14 protein-coding genes are annotated in these 13,048 nt (G+C 72.3%); 2 read left to right on the top strand and 12 right to left on the bottom strand.

Translation table 11 applies throughout. From position 1 onward, the window contains the following. Positions 1-16 precede the first annotated feature (16 nt). Positions 17-598, top strand: coding sequence for a GNAT family N-acetyltransferase (locus ACN26Z_RS09055; protein ID WP_093401628.1), 582 nt, complete (start codon positions 17-19; stop codon positions 596-598). A 29-nt stretch (positions 599-627) separates the two neighbouring features. Here ACN26Z_RS09055 and dapB read toward each other — a convergent pair whose 3' ends face one another. The 6 genes from dapB to truB all read right to left on the bottom strand — a co-directional run bounded on the left by dapB (position 628) and on the right by truB (position 7,898). Beyond that, the gene (gene dapB, locus ACN26Z_RS09050) at positions 628-1,401 is read right to left on the bottom strand and encodes a 4-hydroxy-tetrahydrodipicolinate reductase (protein WP_282239638.1); all 774 of its coding nucleotides are present in this window, start codon (positions 1,399-1,401) and stop codon (positions 628-630) included. Between the two features lie 73 nt (positions 1,402-1,474). Beyond that, on the bottom strand, positions 1,475-2,773 hold the full coding sequence (locus ACN26Z_RS09045) for a M16 family metallopeptidase (protein ID WP_232511025.1): 1,299 nt from the start codon (positions 2,771-2,773) through the stop codon (positions 1,475-1,477). A gap of 200 nt (positions 2,774-2,973) precedes the next feature. After that, the gene (locus ACN26Z_RS09040) at positions 2,974-5,340 is read right to left on the bottom strand and encodes a polyribonucleotide nucleotidyltransferase (RefSeq protein WP_282239639.1); all 2,367 of its coding nucleotides are present in this window, start codon (positions 5,338-5,340) and stop codon (positions 2,974-2,976) included. Positions 5,341-5,561: 221 nt separating this feature from the next. Continuing rightward, positions 5,562-5,831: a 30S ribosomal protein S15 gene (gene rpsO, locus ACN26Z_RS09035; protein ID WP_013732184.1), complete on the bottom strand. Its 270-nt coding sequence runs from the start codon at positions 5,829-5,831 to the stop codon at positions 5,562-5,564. A 193-nt stretch (positions 5,832-6,024) separates the two neighbouring features. After that, positions 6,025-6,954: a bifunctional riboflavin kinase/FAD synthetase gene (locus ACN26Z_RS09030; protein WP_282239640.1), complete on the bottom strand. Its 930-nt coding sequence runs from the start codon at positions 6,952-6,954 to the stop codon at positions 6,025-6,027. Positions 6,955-7,013: 59 nt separating this feature from the next. Beyond that, on the bottom strand, positions 7,014-7,898 hold the full coding sequence (truB, locus tag ACN26Z_RS09025) for a tRNA pseudouridine(55) synthase TruB (RefSeq protein ID WP_282239641.1): 885 nt from the start codon (positions 7,896-7,898) through the stop codon (positions 7,014-7,016). A 144-nt stretch (positions 7,899-8,042) separates the two neighbouring features. Here truB and ACN26Z_RS09020 point away from each other — a divergent pair, with 144 nt between their 5' ends. After that, positions 8,043-8,375 carry a hypothetical protein gene (locus ACN26Z_RS09020; protein ID WP_093402017.1) on the top strand — a complete coding sequence of 111 codons (333 nt, stop codon included), beginning with the start codon at positions 8,043-8,045 and terminating at the stop codon, positions 8,373-8,375. Here ACN26Z_RS09020 and ACN26Z_RS09015 read toward each other — a convergent pair. The 6 genes from ACN26Z_RS09015 to ACN26Z_RS08990 form a co-directional block, all read right to left on the bottom strand. Beyond that, entirely contained in the window at positions 8,364-9,707 is a 1,344-nt protein-coding gene (locus ACN26Z_RS09015; RefSeq protein ID WP_396886991.1) for an MATE family efflux transporter, read from the bottom strand. The genes ACN26Z_RS09020 and ACN26Z_RS09015 overlap by 12 nt on opposite strands. A 530-nt stretch (positions 9,708-10,237) precedes the next feature. Beyond that, positions 10,238-10,447 (bottom strand): DUF6186 family protein, encoded by a 210-nt coding sequence (locus ACN26Z_RS09010; RefSeq protein WP_170863305.1) that lies wholly within the window; start codon positions 10,445-10,447, stop codon positions 10,238-10,240. After that, the gene (locus ACN26Z_RS09005; protein WP_093402018.1) at positions 10,447-10,854 is read right to left on the bottom strand and encodes a hypothetical protein; all 408 of its coding nucleotides are present in this window, start codon (positions 10,852-10,854) and stop codon (positions 10,447-10,449) included. The genes ACN26Z_RS09010 and ACN26Z_RS09005 overlap by 1 nt, the downstream gene beginning before the upstream one ends. A gap of 63 nt (positions 10,855-10,917) precedes the next feature. Further along, a complete protein-coding gene (locus ACN26Z_RS09000) occupies positions 10,918-11,913 on the bottom strand; it encodes a DHH family phosphoesterase (RefSeq protein WP_282240581.1) in 996 nt (331 codons plus the stop codon). A gap of 200 nt (positions 11,914-12,113) precedes the next feature. Next, on the bottom strand, positions 12,114-12,611 hold the full coding sequence (rbfA, locus tag ACN26Z_RS08995) for a 30S ribosome-binding factor RbfA (RefSeq protein ID WP_093402020.1): 498 nt from the start codon (positions 12,609-12,611) through the stop codon (positions 12,114-12,116). A 133-nt stretch (positions 12,612-12,744) separates the two neighbouring features. Further along, positions 12,745-13,038, bottom strand: coding sequence for a DUF503 domain-containing protein (locus ACN26Z_RS08990; RefSeq protein WP_282239643.1), 294 nt, complete (start codon positions 13,036-13,038; stop codon positions 12,745-12,747). Between the last annotated feature and the right edge of the window lie 10 nt (positions 13,039-13,048).

Below are 13,048 nucleotides of genomic sequence, written 5' to 3'. Positions count from 1 at the left end.
CGTAGGCTGTCGTGCCATGAGTCTCGGGTACGTCCGCCCGGCGCGTCCGGAGGACGCCGCCGAGATCGCCCGCATCCAGCTCGCCACCTGGCGGGTCGCCTACCGGCGACTGCTGCCCCGGGAGGTGCTGGACGGCCTCGATGAGGCGTCGCTGGCCGAACGCTGGGATGCCTCGGTGCGCCAGCCGCCGAGCGACACCCACCGGGTGCTGGTCGCCGTCGAACAGGCCGAGCAATCGTATCTGGTGGGCTTCGCCGCCTCCGGTCCGGCCGACGCCGAGGCGCTGGCCCCGAACGAACCGGCCGAGGCGCTCGGTGCCGACGTGGTGGCGGTGACCGACCTGCTGGTCGAGCCCCGGTGGGGCCGGCGCGGGCACGGCTCCCGGCTGCTCGCCGCCAGCGTCGACCTGTGGCGGGAGTCCGGCTTCGACCGGGCGGTGGCGTGGGTGTTCGAGGGAGACCAGGCATCCCGCAAGTTCCTCACCACAGCCGGCTGGGAACCCGACGGCGCGGGACGCGCGCTGGACGTCGACGACATGCTGGTCCCCCAGCTGCGCCTGCACGTCGCCGTCCCCACCGAGCCGCCCCGGGCCGGCTGACCGACCCGCCGGCCCGCCCCGGCCGCGCCTCAGTCGAGCAGGGCGTCCAGGCCGAGGGTCAGGCCCGGGCGGTTCCGCACCGCGCGTACCGCGAGCAGCACGCCCGGCATGAAGGAGACCCGGTCGTACGAGTCGTGCCGGATGGTGAGCGTCTCGCCCGTGGTGCCGAAGAGCACCTCCTGGTGGGCGACCAGTCCGGTGGCCCGCACGGCGTGCACCCGTACCCCGTCGACGTCGGCGCCCCGGGCACCGGCGATCTCGTCCTTGGTGGCGTCCGGCACCGGACCGAGGCCGGCCTCGGCCCGGGCCGCCGCGACCAGGCGCGCGGTGTGCATGGCGGTGCCGCTGGGCGCGTCGAGCTTGCGCGGATGGTGCTGTTCGACGATCTCGACCGACTCGAAGTAGCGGGCGGCCCGCGCGGCGAACTGCATCATCAGCACCGCGCCGAGACCGAAGTTGGGGGCGATCACCACACCCACGTCGGGCCGGTCGGCCAGCCAGCCGCGCACCTTCTCGATCCGCTGCTCGGTGAAGCCGCTGGTGCCGACCACCGCGTGGATGCCCTGGTCGATGCACCAGTGCAGGTTGTCCATCACGACGTCGGGAGTGGTGAAGTCGACGAGCACCTCCGCCCCCGCCTCGGCAGCGTCGACCAGCCAGTCGTCCTGGTCGACGGTCGCCACCAGTTTCATGTCGGCGGCCGCCTCGACGGCCCGGCACACCTCGGCACCCATCCGGCCGCCGGCACCCAGCACGCCGACCTTGATCGACTCGGGGCCAGCCTTCTCCTGCTCGTCAGTCACGCGGCACAACCTATCCCAATCGGGACGTGGACACCCCGGGGGTGCACCGCGCCCATCCGGTCGGCCGAAAGGGTCAGGCGCTGAAGTCCCGGCCGGCGAACGGGCCGACGACGGCGAGGGACATCGGCCGGTCCAGCAGCTCGGCGGCGAGGGCGTTGACATCGTCGAGGGTGACCGCGTCGACCCGGTCGAGCAGTTCGTTGACCGGCACCAGGTCCCCGTAGAGCAGTTCGCCCTTGGCCAGGCGGCTCATCCGGGAGCCGGTGTCCTCCAGTCCGAGCACGAACGAGCCCTTGCTCATCCCCTTGCCCCTGGCCAGTTCCGCCTCGGTGATGCCGTGCGCGGCGGTACGCGCCAACTCGGCCCGGGTCAGCTCCAGCACCTCGTCGACCCGCCCCGGGGCGCAGCCGGCGTAGACGCCGAACAGGCCGCTGTCGGCGTACTGGCTGGCATAGGAGTAGACGGAGTAGGCGAGGCCACGGCGCTCCCGGATCTCCTGGAAGAGCCGGCTGGACATGCCCCCGCCGAGCACGTTGTTCAGCACGCCGAGAGCGAAGCGACGCTCGTCGAGCCGATCGATGCCCGGGCAGCCCAGCATGATGTGCGCCTGCTCGGTCTCCTTCTCCTCCACCACGGTGGCGGCGGCCCGGGTGCGTACGCCCGGAGTGGCCGGCCGCTGCGGCGCGGGCGCCGCCGGATCGGTGTCCAGCGGGGTGCCCCGCAGCGCCTGGCGGACCAGCCGCACCACGGCGGTGTGGTCGAGGTTGCCGGCGGCGGCGATGACGATCTGGGGCGCGACGTAGCGTCGCCGGTAGAAGCTCTGGATCTGCCGACGGGTCATCGGGGTGACGGTCTCCGCGGTGCCGGAGATCAGCCGGCCCAACGGATGGTCACCGTAGACAGCCTGGGCGAACAGGTCGTGCACCTCGTCGCCGGGTTCGTCATCGTGCATGGCGATCTCTTCGAGGATCACGCCACGCTCGGTCTCCACGTCGGCCGGCTCCAGCACCGAGTCGGCGACCAGGTCGCACATCACGTCGATGGCCAGGGGCAGGTCCTCGTCCAGCACCCGGGCGTAGTAGCAGGTGTACTCCTTCGTGGTGAAGGCGTTGGTCTCGCCGCCCACCGCCTCGATCGCCGAGGAGATCTCCATCGCGTTCCGCTTGTGGGTGCCCTTGAACAGCAGGTGTTCCAGGAAGTGGGCGGCACCGGCCTGCGGACCGGTCTCGTCCCGGGAGCCGACCGCCACCCAGACGCCGAACGAGACGCTGCGCATTGCCGGAATCGCCTCGGTCAGCACGCGCAGCCCGTTCGGCAGCACCGTGCGGCGTACCGTGCCGCCCAGCGGATCGTCGCTCAGGGTCCGGGTCACCGCCCGGGTCGACCCACCGGCGGCCCGAGCGGTCGCGGTGGTCGAACGACCGACGCGCGGCGTCGGCCCCGGTCGGGCCCCGAGGAAAGACGAATGCCGGGTCCGGGTCACGGCCACCTGCTTCCAGTACGACGTGGGGGTGGATGAGTTGACGAACCGGCCGGGCGACGGTGTCGCCCGGCCGGTCAGCGGTTCACGTGTCAGCTGTGCCGGGTACGGCGTCGGGGACGGTTGTCGCCGCCACCCTCGCCACCTTCGCCACGCTCCGGGCCGCGAGCGCCCCGGTCGCCACCGCGCTCGCGGTCGCCCCGGTCACGCGGACCCCGGTCGCCACCCCGGTCACGGCCGGCGGGCCGCTCCTCGCCGGCTGCGGCGGCCGGCGCCTCGGCGCCCTCCGGACGGACCTTGTCCAGGTAGATCTTGCCGCGCTGGTCGATGTCGGCGATCTCGACCTCGACCCGGTCACCGACGTTGAGGAAGTCCTCGACCTTCTCGACCCGCTTGCCGTCGCCCACCTTGGAGATGTGCAGCAGGCCGTCGCGGCCCGGCAGCAACGAGACGAACGCGCCGAACGGAGCGGTCTTCACCACCGTGCCGAGGAAGCGGTCGCCGACCTTGGGCAGGGTCGGGTTGGCGATCGCGTTGATCCGCTCGACCGCGGCCTGTGCCGACGGACCGTTGGTCGCGCCGACGTAGATGGTGCCGTCATCCTCGATGGAGATCTCGGCACCGGTCTCGTCCTGGATGGCGTTGATGGTCTGACCCTTCGGGCCGATCACCATGCCGATCTTGTCGACCGGAATCTTGACCGTGGTGACCCGCGGCGCGTAGTCGGACATCTCGGCCGGCGCCTCGATCGCCCGCTGCATCACGTCGAGGATGGTCTGCCGCGCCTCGTGCGCCTGCTGGAGCGCGGCGGCCAGCACGTCGGACGGGATGCCGTCGAGCTTGGTGTCGAGCTGCAACGCGGTGACGAAGTCGCGGGTGCCGGCGACCTTGAAGTCCATGTCACCGAAGGCGTCCTCGGCACCGAGGATGTCGGTGAGGGTGACGTACTGAGTCTTGCCGTCGACCTCGTCGGAGATGAGGCCCATGGCGATGCCGGCGACCGGCGCCTTCAGCGGCACACCGGCGCTGAGCAGGCCCAGCGTCGAGGCGCAGACCGAGCCCATCGAGGTGGAGCCGTTGGAGCCGAGCGCCTCGGAGACCTGCCGGATGGCGTACGGGAACTCCTCCCGCGAGGGCAGCACCGGGATCAGTGCCCGCTCAGCGAGGGCACCGTGCCCGATCTCGCGGCGCTTCGGCGAGCCGACCCGGCCGGTCTCACCGGTGGAGTACGGCGGGAAGTTGTAGTTGTGCATGTAGCGCTTGGACTTCTCCGGGGAGAGGGTGTCCAGCGCCTGCTCCATGCGCAGCATGTTGAGCGTGGTGACGCCGAGGATCTGGGTCTCGCCGCGCTCGAACAGCGCCGAGCCGTGCACCCGGGGCAGCACGCCCACCTCGGCGCTCAGCGGACGGATGTCACGCGGACCCCGACCGTCGATGCGGACCTGCTCGCGCAGCACCCGGCTACGCACCTCGGACTTGGTCAGCGAACGGAAGGCGGCGGAGAGCTCCTTCTCCCGGCCCTCGAAGCGGGAGCCGAGTTCCTCCTGCACGCGCAGCTTGATCGCGTCCAGGGCCCCCTCGCGGTCGGCCTTGCCGGCGATCTGCAGGGCCTCGGCGACGTCGGCGCGGGCCAGTTCGGCGACCGCGTCGTACGCGTCGTCCTGGTAGTCCAGGAAGACCGGGAACTCGGCGACCGGCTTGGCGGCGACCTCGGCCAGCTCGCTCTGTGCCCGGCACAGCTCGCGGATGGCGGGCTTGGCGGCCTCCAGGCCGCTGGCCACGACCTCCTCGGTCGGTGCGGGCGCCCCGCCGGCGACCAGCTTCACGGTGTGCTCGGTGGCCTCCGCCTCGACCATCATGATCGCGACGTCGCCGTCGGGCAGGGACCGGCCGGCCACCACCATGTCGAAGGTGGCCCGGGCCAGCTCCTCGTGGGTCGGGAAGGCGACCCACTGGCCGTCCACGTGGGCCATCCGGGTGGCCCCGATCGGGCCGGAGAACGGCAGGCCGGACAGCTTGGTCGACATCGACGCGGCGTTGATCGCGACCACGTCGTACGGGTGCTGCGGGTCGAGCGCGAGGATCGTCTCGACAACCTGGACCTCGTTGCGCAGGCCCTTGACGAACGACGGGCGCAGCGGCCGGTCGATCAGTCGGCAGGTGAGGATGGCGTCCTCGCTGGGCCGACCCTCGCGGCGGAAGAACGAGCCGGGGATGCGGCCCGCGGCGTACATCCGCTCCTCGACGTCGACGGTCAGCGGGAAGAAGTCGAACTGCTCCTTCGGCTGCTTGCCGGCGGTGGTGGCGGAGAGGACGACAGTCTCGCCGAGCTGGGCCGTGACGGACCCGGCGGCCTGTCGGGCCAGCCGGCCGGTCGAGAAGGTGATCTCACGGGTGCCGAACGACCCGTTGTCGATCACGGCGGTGCGGGTTTCGGTGCCGAGTTTGGTCTCGGTCATGCTGTTTCAATGCTCCTTCGCATCGGGGGCCACGACGCGGGAGCTGTACGGACGGCCGGTCTTCGATCGAAGCGCCCGGGACCGCCGGCGGGATGCCAGGGTGCCCGGAGGCCACTACCGGAGACCGGTACGCCGACACTCCCTTGTCTGGGTGGTCGTGGCCCGTTTCTCGGTTGGGACGCCGACGGGGGAGTGACCTGGTGGGCCACTCCCCCGTCACGTCACCGGCGCAGGCCGAGCCGCTCGATGAGCGACCGGTAGCGGTTGATGTCCTTCTTCTGAACGTAGTTGAGCAACCGGCGGCGACGGCCGACCAGCAGCAGCAGCCCACGGCGGCTGTGGTGGTCGTGCTTGTGCACCTTCAGGTGCTCGGTGAGATCGGCGATCCGCTTGGTGAGGACCGCGACCTGCACCTCGGGCGACCCGGTGTCACCCTCGGCGGTCGCGTACTCCTCGCGGATCTTGGCCTTTGCCTGCTGGTCGAGCGCCATGTTCTCCCTGTTCTGGTGGGTTGTCTCGATGCGGTCCGTCGGGCCGGGCTACGGCACCGGTGACGGACGGTCCTCGCACCCGCGGCGTCGAGCAGGCAGGCGAGGCCCCACGTCGGTCAGCCGACGTCTCAGCCAGCCTACCAGCACCCACCCGACCGGGCCGGTCAAGGGCCACGGGCGGGTCGGTGACGGGTCAGCCCAGCACCCGGCGGGTCCGCTCGACGTCCTGGGCGATCTGGGCGATCAGCGGCTCGACCGAATCGAAGCGGGTCTGCCCGCGCAGATGCGCCACGAAGTCGAGCGCCAGCCGCTCGCCGTAGAGGTCGCCGTCGAAGTCGAGCACGTACGCCTCGACCCGGCGCTCCCGGCCGGAGAAGGTCGGGTTCGTACCGATCGACACGGCGGCGGCGAGCGGCTGCCGTCGCCCCCGACGGATCATCCGGGCGGCGTAGACGCCGTCGGCCGGGACCGCCGCGTGCCGGTGGCAGAGCAGGTTCGCGGTCGGGTAGCCGAGTTCCCGCCCACGCTGGTCACCGCGGACCACCACACCCTCCAGCCGGTGCGGGCGGCCCAGCGCGTCGGCCGCCGCGGTCACGTCGCCCGCGTCGACGCAGGATCTGATGTACGTCGAGGAGAAGACCGTGCCAGCCGCGGCGACCAGCGGCGCTCCCTCGACGGCGAAGCCGAAGGTGCGACCGAGTCGCTCCAGCAGCGCCACGTCACCGGCGGCCCGGTGGCCGAACCGGAAGTTCTCGCCCACCACCACGAGCGCGGCGTGCAGGTGCTCCACCAGCACGTCGTGCACGAACGCCTCGGCCGACAACCGGGAGAGCTCGGGCGTGAACGGGATCACACAGAGCACGTCCGCCCCGAGGGCCTCGATCAGCTCCGCCTTGCGGGACGGCTCGGTCAACACGGCCGGATGCGAACCCGGCCGCACGACCTCGGACGGGTGCGGGTCGAAGGTGACCACCACCGACTGCACGCCGAGTTCACGGGCACGGGCCACGGCATGCCCGATGGTCGCCTGGTGCCCCTTGTGCACACCGTCGAAGACGCCGATGGTGACGACCGACCGTCCCCAGCCACCGGGCACCGCGTCGTACCCCCGCCACCGCTGCATGCTGCTCCTCCGCTGTCGTTGGCCCCGACCGTCGGCGGTCGGCCGTCGGGCACCCGGCGTCAGGCCGGGGCGAGCACGATCTCCGCGCGGGCCCGGCCGGCCCGCTCGCTGACGATAGCGATCAGCCCACCGGCCGGATCGAAGACCGCGTACGGCCCGGTGTGGCCGACCGGGTCGAGCGGACCGCCGTGGGAGAGCACCTTCGCCTCCTCGGCGGTGGCGTCCCGGCGAGGGAAGAACCGGTCGGCGGCGGGCGCGAGCGGCAGCCCCACCACGTCCGGCGCGCGACGCTCCAGCTCGTCGAGGGTGACGGCCTCCGCCAGGGTGAACCCACCCACGGCGGTACGACGCAGCGCGGTCAGGTGACCGCCGACCCCGAGCGCCAGGCCCGCGTCGCGGGCGATCGCCCGGATGTACGTTCCGGTCGAGCAGGCCACATCGACATCGACGTCGACCACGTCGGGCCGATCACGTCGGATCGCCAGCACGTCGAGCCGGGACACGGTGACCCGCCGGGCCGGCAGGTCGACGCTCTCGCCCTCACGGACCCGCTTGTACGCCCGCTGCCCGTTGATCTTGATGGCGCTCACCGCGCTCGGCACCTGGTCGATCTCCCCGGTCATCCCGGCCAGCACGCTCCGGACCGCCTCGTCGGTGAGCATTCCGGCGGGCGTGGTGGCGATCACGTCACCCTCCGCGTCGTCGGTGACCGTGGCCTGGCCCAGCCGGATGGTCGCCGCGTAGCTCTTGTCCGCACCGATCACGTAGGTCAACAGCCTGGTGGCCCGGCCCACCCCGATCACCAGCACCCCGGTGGCCATCGGATCGAGCGTGCCACCGTGACCGACGCGCCGGGTCCGAGCGAGCCGGCGGATCCGGGCGACCACGTCGTGCGAGGTCATGCCGCCGGACTTGTCCACCACGATCAGGCCGTCTGTGCTCACGACGTGCAAGCCTGCCAGATCGGCGCGCCGGCCCGAGCACCGGACAGCCGCCGGAAAACCGGATGTTCGGGCTTGGACTCCCCTGACACGATGGACCCATCGGCGACGGTGAGTGCCGCGCCGGCAGGCCACGGGGAGAACGGGATGACCACGGACCGCGGTCCCGATCGAACGCGCCGGCCCGACGAAGGGGTCCGCCTGCGTACGCCCGACCAGCCCAGCGCGCTGCCGGACTGGATGCTGAATCCACCACCGGCGCGGCGCACGTTGGGTGTCCGGTTCGCCGAAGGTCTGGCCGCCCTGCCCGGCGCCGCGGCGGTCCGGCGACGCTGGTGGGCCTGGCAGGGACGGCGGCGCCTGCGCGAGCGCTACCCGAACACCGTGAAGATCGTCGCCATGCTGGCCGCCTTCGTGGCGAGCCTGGCGCTGGTGCTCGTCATCTACGCGCTCTACGGCCAGGTCTTATCAGGCGGGTAGACGCTCCTCGCCGCGTACCGCGCCGGTCACCGCCCAGGCACCGCTGCGCAGCCGCAGCAGCAGCCCGATCAGGCGGATCACGGTGAACAGCATCAGCCCGGCCCAGATGCCACCGAGGCCCAGATCGAGGGCGTACGCCAGCCAGATCGCCGGCAGGAATCCGCCGAGCGCACCGGCCACGGTGAGGTTGCGCAGATAGCGGATGTCACCCGCGCCGATCAGCACGCCGTCGAGGGCGAACACCACCCCGGCCAGCGGCAGCATCGCGGCGAACCAGGGCCAGGCCACCAACGCCTGTTCGTGTACCGCTCGATCGGAGCTGAACCAGGTAGGCACCACGCCGGCACCGGCCGCCGCGAGCACCGCGAACGCCGTACCGCAGATCGCGCCCAGCCGGCCGATCCGGCGGGCCAGCGCCCGGGCCGTCGCGTCGTCACCACCGCCGAGCGCCGCCCCGACCAGCGCCTGCGCGGCGATGGCCAGCGCATCGAGCACCAGCGCCGCGAAGAACCAGAGCTGTACGGCGATCTGGTGGGCACCGACCGTGGCGGCACCGAACCGGGCGGCCACGGCCGTGGCGGACAGGAAGCTGGCCTGGAAGGCAACCCCGCGAATCAGCAGGTCCCGGCTGAGCACCAGTTGCTGGCCGATGATCCGGGGACGCGGGCGCAGCGCCACCCGCTCGGCCACCAGGGCGGCGGCGAAGAGAGCCCCGGAGAGGGTCTGCGCGATCACGTTCGCCACCGCCGAGCCGATCAGCCCCAGGCCCACCGGGTAGACCAGCACCGGACAGAGCACCGCGGAGAGCACATTGGGGCCGACCACGAAGAGCAGCGGCCGCCGGGTGTCCTGTACACCCCGCAGCCAGCCGTTGCCGGCGGCGGCGAGCAGCAACCCGGGTGCGCCGAACGCGGCGATGCGCAGCCACTCGGCGGCGGCCACGGCCACGTCACCACCGCCGGCCAGCGCGCCGGCCAGGGCACCACCGCCGAACTGCATGCCGACGACGACCGCCAGGCCCACACCAAGGGCCGACCAGGAGGCCTGGACCCCCTCGGCCACCGCTGCGGCGCGGTCCCCGGCACCGAACCGACGGGCCGCGCGGCCGGTCGTGCCGTACGCGACCACGGTCCCCAGCCAGGCGGTGAGGGTCATCACGGTGCCGCCCACGGCCACCGCCGCCAGCGGCACCCGACCCAGGTGGCCGACAACCGCGGTGTCAACGAGCACGTAGAGCGGCTCGGCGGCGAGCACCACGAGGGCGGGCAGGGCGAGCGCGGCGATTCGGCGCGGCGACGCGACCCGGCCGGTGGCAATTGTCGGCTGGCTCATCGCCGCCGATGGTGGCACGTGAGAAGTAAGGGGGGCAAGCCGGCGCACCACTTACCCCTGGCGACCATCACCCGGGGATGGCGCCGGTCCAGCCCGACGACCCGGAAGCACGAGCGGACCGGCGGTGACGCCGTACGCATCGGCGGCGGGGCGTCACCGCCGGTCGAACACCGTCACTGACGGGTGTCCATGGAGGTCTGCAGGGCGCGACGGGCCTGCTCACGGGCCTCGTCAGTGGTCTCGGGCTTGGGCTTGGCGGCCATGGTGAACCCCTTCCAGGGCACGCGTCACCGAGCGCGGCGGCGCGTCACGGGCGGTGCTACGACTGTCGCCCGAAAGCCGGTACCGGGGTCGCCGGAGCGGCGGATGGGCGGCCTGATGGCCCGGGTCGGTCAACCCTGGAGTGGAGCGGCACCGGGTATGGCTCCGCCCCTGACCTGCGCCGAAAGCGACGCCAGCCGTTTCCCAAGTTATCGTTCAGGTCCACATGGTGCGCGCTGTTCCCGCAATCTGGACGGGTCGAGTCCCGGTCAACGAGCCAGGAAGTGCCAGCCGACCCACCACCAGAAGCCGAACAGCCCGATCCGGCCCACCGGTACCGGACCGACCTCGTATCGCATGACGTACGCGCAGAGTTCGCCGAGGGTCGGGATCTTCGAGCCCTCCCGCCGGGCCAGCCACTCGACCAGCCCGAACAGCGCCATCCCGAGCAGGAAACCGCCGATCGCCAAGGCCCGCATCATCGCCGCACCAGCCCCCAGAACGCCGACAGCCACACCAACCAGGCCGCCGAACGGACCAGGCGGTCCTCCAGCAGCGGATCGGCCAGGAGGGAGAAGGTGGGGAAGTCGTCACCGGCCGCCGCGATGAAGGTGACCCCCTCGAAGATCCCGAAGACCGCCACCGGCAGCGCCCACCAGACCACGCCGGGTGGCAACCGGTCAGGTGCCGGACGGGCCTGCACCCGCTTGGTCAGGCCGAGCCAGATCAGCACCCCGCCGGCACCGAAGACATAGACGTTCGCCTCGGTCGAGAAGGACGAGAAGCGGCCGCCCACCAGGGAGAGAGCGACAAGCACCGGTACGCAGACGACCGGCCGCTCCCAGGTGCGAGGGGCGTCGACGGTGAGATCGTGGGGCTGCTCCATCATCCGATTCTCCCCGCCCTGTCCAGGTGCCGAAGCGCCGACGCCCCGGAGCTGACCCTGAAATCACCCCTGCTGGTCGGTGCCGCTCCTCGGGGCGTACGCCCGCAACTGGCTCCTGATCTGCTCGATGACCTCGTCCACGGTGCCACGGCCGGTGAAACCGGCGGCCAGCCGGTGCCCACCGCCGCCCAGCGCAACGGCCACCCGGCTCACGTCCGTCGCACCCTTGCTGCGCAGGGAGACCGCCCAGACGGCCGGCGCGGTCTGCTTGACCACGCAACTCACGTCGGCCTCCGCGGTGCAGCGCACCGGATCGATGAGTGCCTCCAGCACGTATGGCCGCTGCTCATGGCGGGCCAGGTCGTCCAGGGTCGCGTACGTCCAGACCAGGCCCTGCCCGCCGGCCTCACCGGGCTCCAGCCGGGCTCGCCCGAGCACCTCACCGAAGAGCCGTACCGCCCCGAACGGCCGGCTGTCGAACACCCGCCGCGAGATGTCACCCGGACGGATCCCGGTCGCCAACAGCCGGGCCGCCATCTCGTGCACCGCCGGGGTGGTCGCGTCGAACCGGAACGATCCGGTATCGGTGCTCAGCGCCACGTACAGACATTCGGCGATGCCGGCGTCCAGCGGCACGCCGAGGCGGTCCAGTAGCTGCTCGGCGAGCACGGAGGTCGCCGCCGCCGCAGGGTCGACCAGGTTCACATCGCCGAAGCCGCGATTCGAGGCGTGATGGTCGAGCACCAACGCGGTGCCCTTCCCGGTCAACCGGTCGGCCAGCTCACCGAGCCGCGACTCGCTCGCCGCGTCGAAGCAGATGACCAGGTCCGGCTCGGGTTCCACCTCGGCCTCGGGCACCAGCAGCTCCAGACCGGGCAGACCGGACAGCGGCTCGGGCACCTCCGGCGGACCGGGGAAGGTGGCCTGCAACCGGCGTACGCCGAGTCGCCGCAGCCCGAGTGCGAAGCCGAGCATGCTGCCCAGCGCGTCGCCGTCCGGGTTGACGTGGCAGATCAGCAGCACCCGACCGTCGGCGGGCAGCTGGCGGATCGCCGCCACCGCGGCGGCCCAGTCGGCCTCGGTCGGCCCGACGGGTGCCGTCGCGGAGGGACTCGGCCCGGCCGGGTCGCCCGGACCGTGCGGACCGGTGGCGGGCGTCGACGGGGCCGGCTGACCGTCGGCAGCCGGACCGACCCGGCCGGGGCCGGGCTGACGCCGCACGGCGGGATCCGGCTCGGTCACGGCGCCACCGGAGGCGGTCACCGACGGTCCCCGCCCCGGGCATCGTCGGCGGTGCCGTCGGGCTCGTCCTCGTCGTCGGCGCCGCCCTCGTCATCGTCCTCGTCGAGGCGGTACGGCTGCGCCTCACCGGCGTACTCGGCCCTCGCCGCCAAGCGCTGCACCTCGGCGTCCGCGTTGCGGGCCGCGGCGAGCAGGTCGTCGATGTGCTTGACCTGATCCTGGACGTCGTCCAGAACGAAGGTCAGCGTTGGCGAGTGACGCAGCCCGAGCGCCTTGCCGACCGTGCTGCGCAGCATGCCCTTGGCGCTGTCCAGCGCGGCGGCGGTGCCCGCCTGGGCCGCCGCGTCGCCGAGCACGGTGTAGAAGACCGTGGCATCCCGCAGGTCGGCGGTGATCCGGGCGTCGGTGATGGTGATCATGCCGAGTCGGGGATCCTTGATCTGACTCCGCACCACCGACGCGACCAGTTCGCGCACCCGCTCCGCGTGCCGGCGTACCTTGGCCGCATCCGTCATCTCCGCCACCTCCACGGCGTCCCGCCACCGGCCGGGGCCGGCGACGCGGGCGTCACCGGAGCCCGCACCGACCCCAACACTCGAACCCTACCCGCGCCGTCCGCCCCGGCGTGCGGGGCGGCGGCCAACCGGGTCAGTCGTCGTCGCCGTACCACCGACGACGCACCGACAGCAGTTCGACCTCCGGACGGCTGGCCATCAGACGCTCGCACGAGTCGAGCACCTCACCGGCATGTGCCGCCTCGGCGGCCACCACCGCCACTCCTATCTCCGCTCGCCCGTGCAGGTCGAGCGCCCCCACCTCGGCGGCCGACACGTCGAACCGGCGGAGCGCCGCGACGATCGGCCGCACGTACGACCTCTTGGCCTTCAGCGACCGGGAGTCCCCCGGCAGCAGCAGGTCGAATACTGCGGTTGCGGTGTACATCGTCTGGGGA

It is taken from the genome of Verrucosispora sp. WMMD703 (genome assembly GCF_049178935.1).
In the GTDB taxonomy this organism is placed as follows: Bacteria; Actinomycetota; Actinomycetes; order Mycobacteriales; family Micromonosporaceae; genus Micromonospora; species Micromonospora sediminimaris.
The sequence above is the reverse complement of the archived record's forward strand: the minus strand, read 5'-3'. Positions and strand labels throughout refer to the sequence as shown.

Coding starts and splice junctions, on each gene's coding strand:
- ACN26Z_RS09055 (WP_093401628.1), top strand. CDS start 17: ATGAGTCTCGGGTACGTCCGCCCGGCGCGTCCGGAGGACGCCGCCGAG.
- ACN26Z_RS09040 (WP_282239639.1), bottom strand. CDS start 5,340: ATGACCGAGACCAAACTCGGCACCGAAACCCGCACCGCCGTGATCGAC.
- rpsO (WP_013732184.1), bottom strand. CDS start 5,831: ATGGCGCTCGACCAGCAGGCAAAGGCCAAGATCCGCGAGGAGTACGCG.
- ACN26Z_RS09030 (WP_282239640.1), bottom strand. CDS start 6,954: ATGCAGCGGTGGCGGGGGTACGACGCGGTGCCCGGTGGCTGGGGACGG.
- ACN26Z_RS09020 (WP_093402017.1), top strand. CDS start 8,043: ATGACCACGGACCGCGGTCCCGATCGAACGCGCCGGCCCGACGAAGGG.
- ACN26Z_RS09015 (WP_396886991.1), bottom strand. CDS start 9,707: ATGAGCCAGCCGACAATTGCCACCGGCCGGGTCGCGTCGCCGCGCCGA.
- ACN26Z_RS09010 (WP_170863305.1), bottom strand. CDS start 10,447: ATGCGGGCCTTGGCGATCGGCGGTTTCCTGCTCGGGATGGCGCTGTTC.
- ACN26Z_RS09005 (WP_093402018.1), bottom strand. CDS start 10,854: ATGGAGCAGCCCCACGATCTCACCGTCGACGCCCCTCGCACCTGGGAG.
- rbfA (WP_093402020.1), bottom strand. CDS start 12,611: ATGACGGATGCGGCCAAGGTACGCCGGCACGCGGAGCGGGTGCGCGAA.
- ACN26Z_RS08990 (WP_282239643.1), bottom strand. CDS start 13,038: ATGTACACCGCAACCGCAGTATTCGACCTGCTGCTGCCGGGGGACTCC.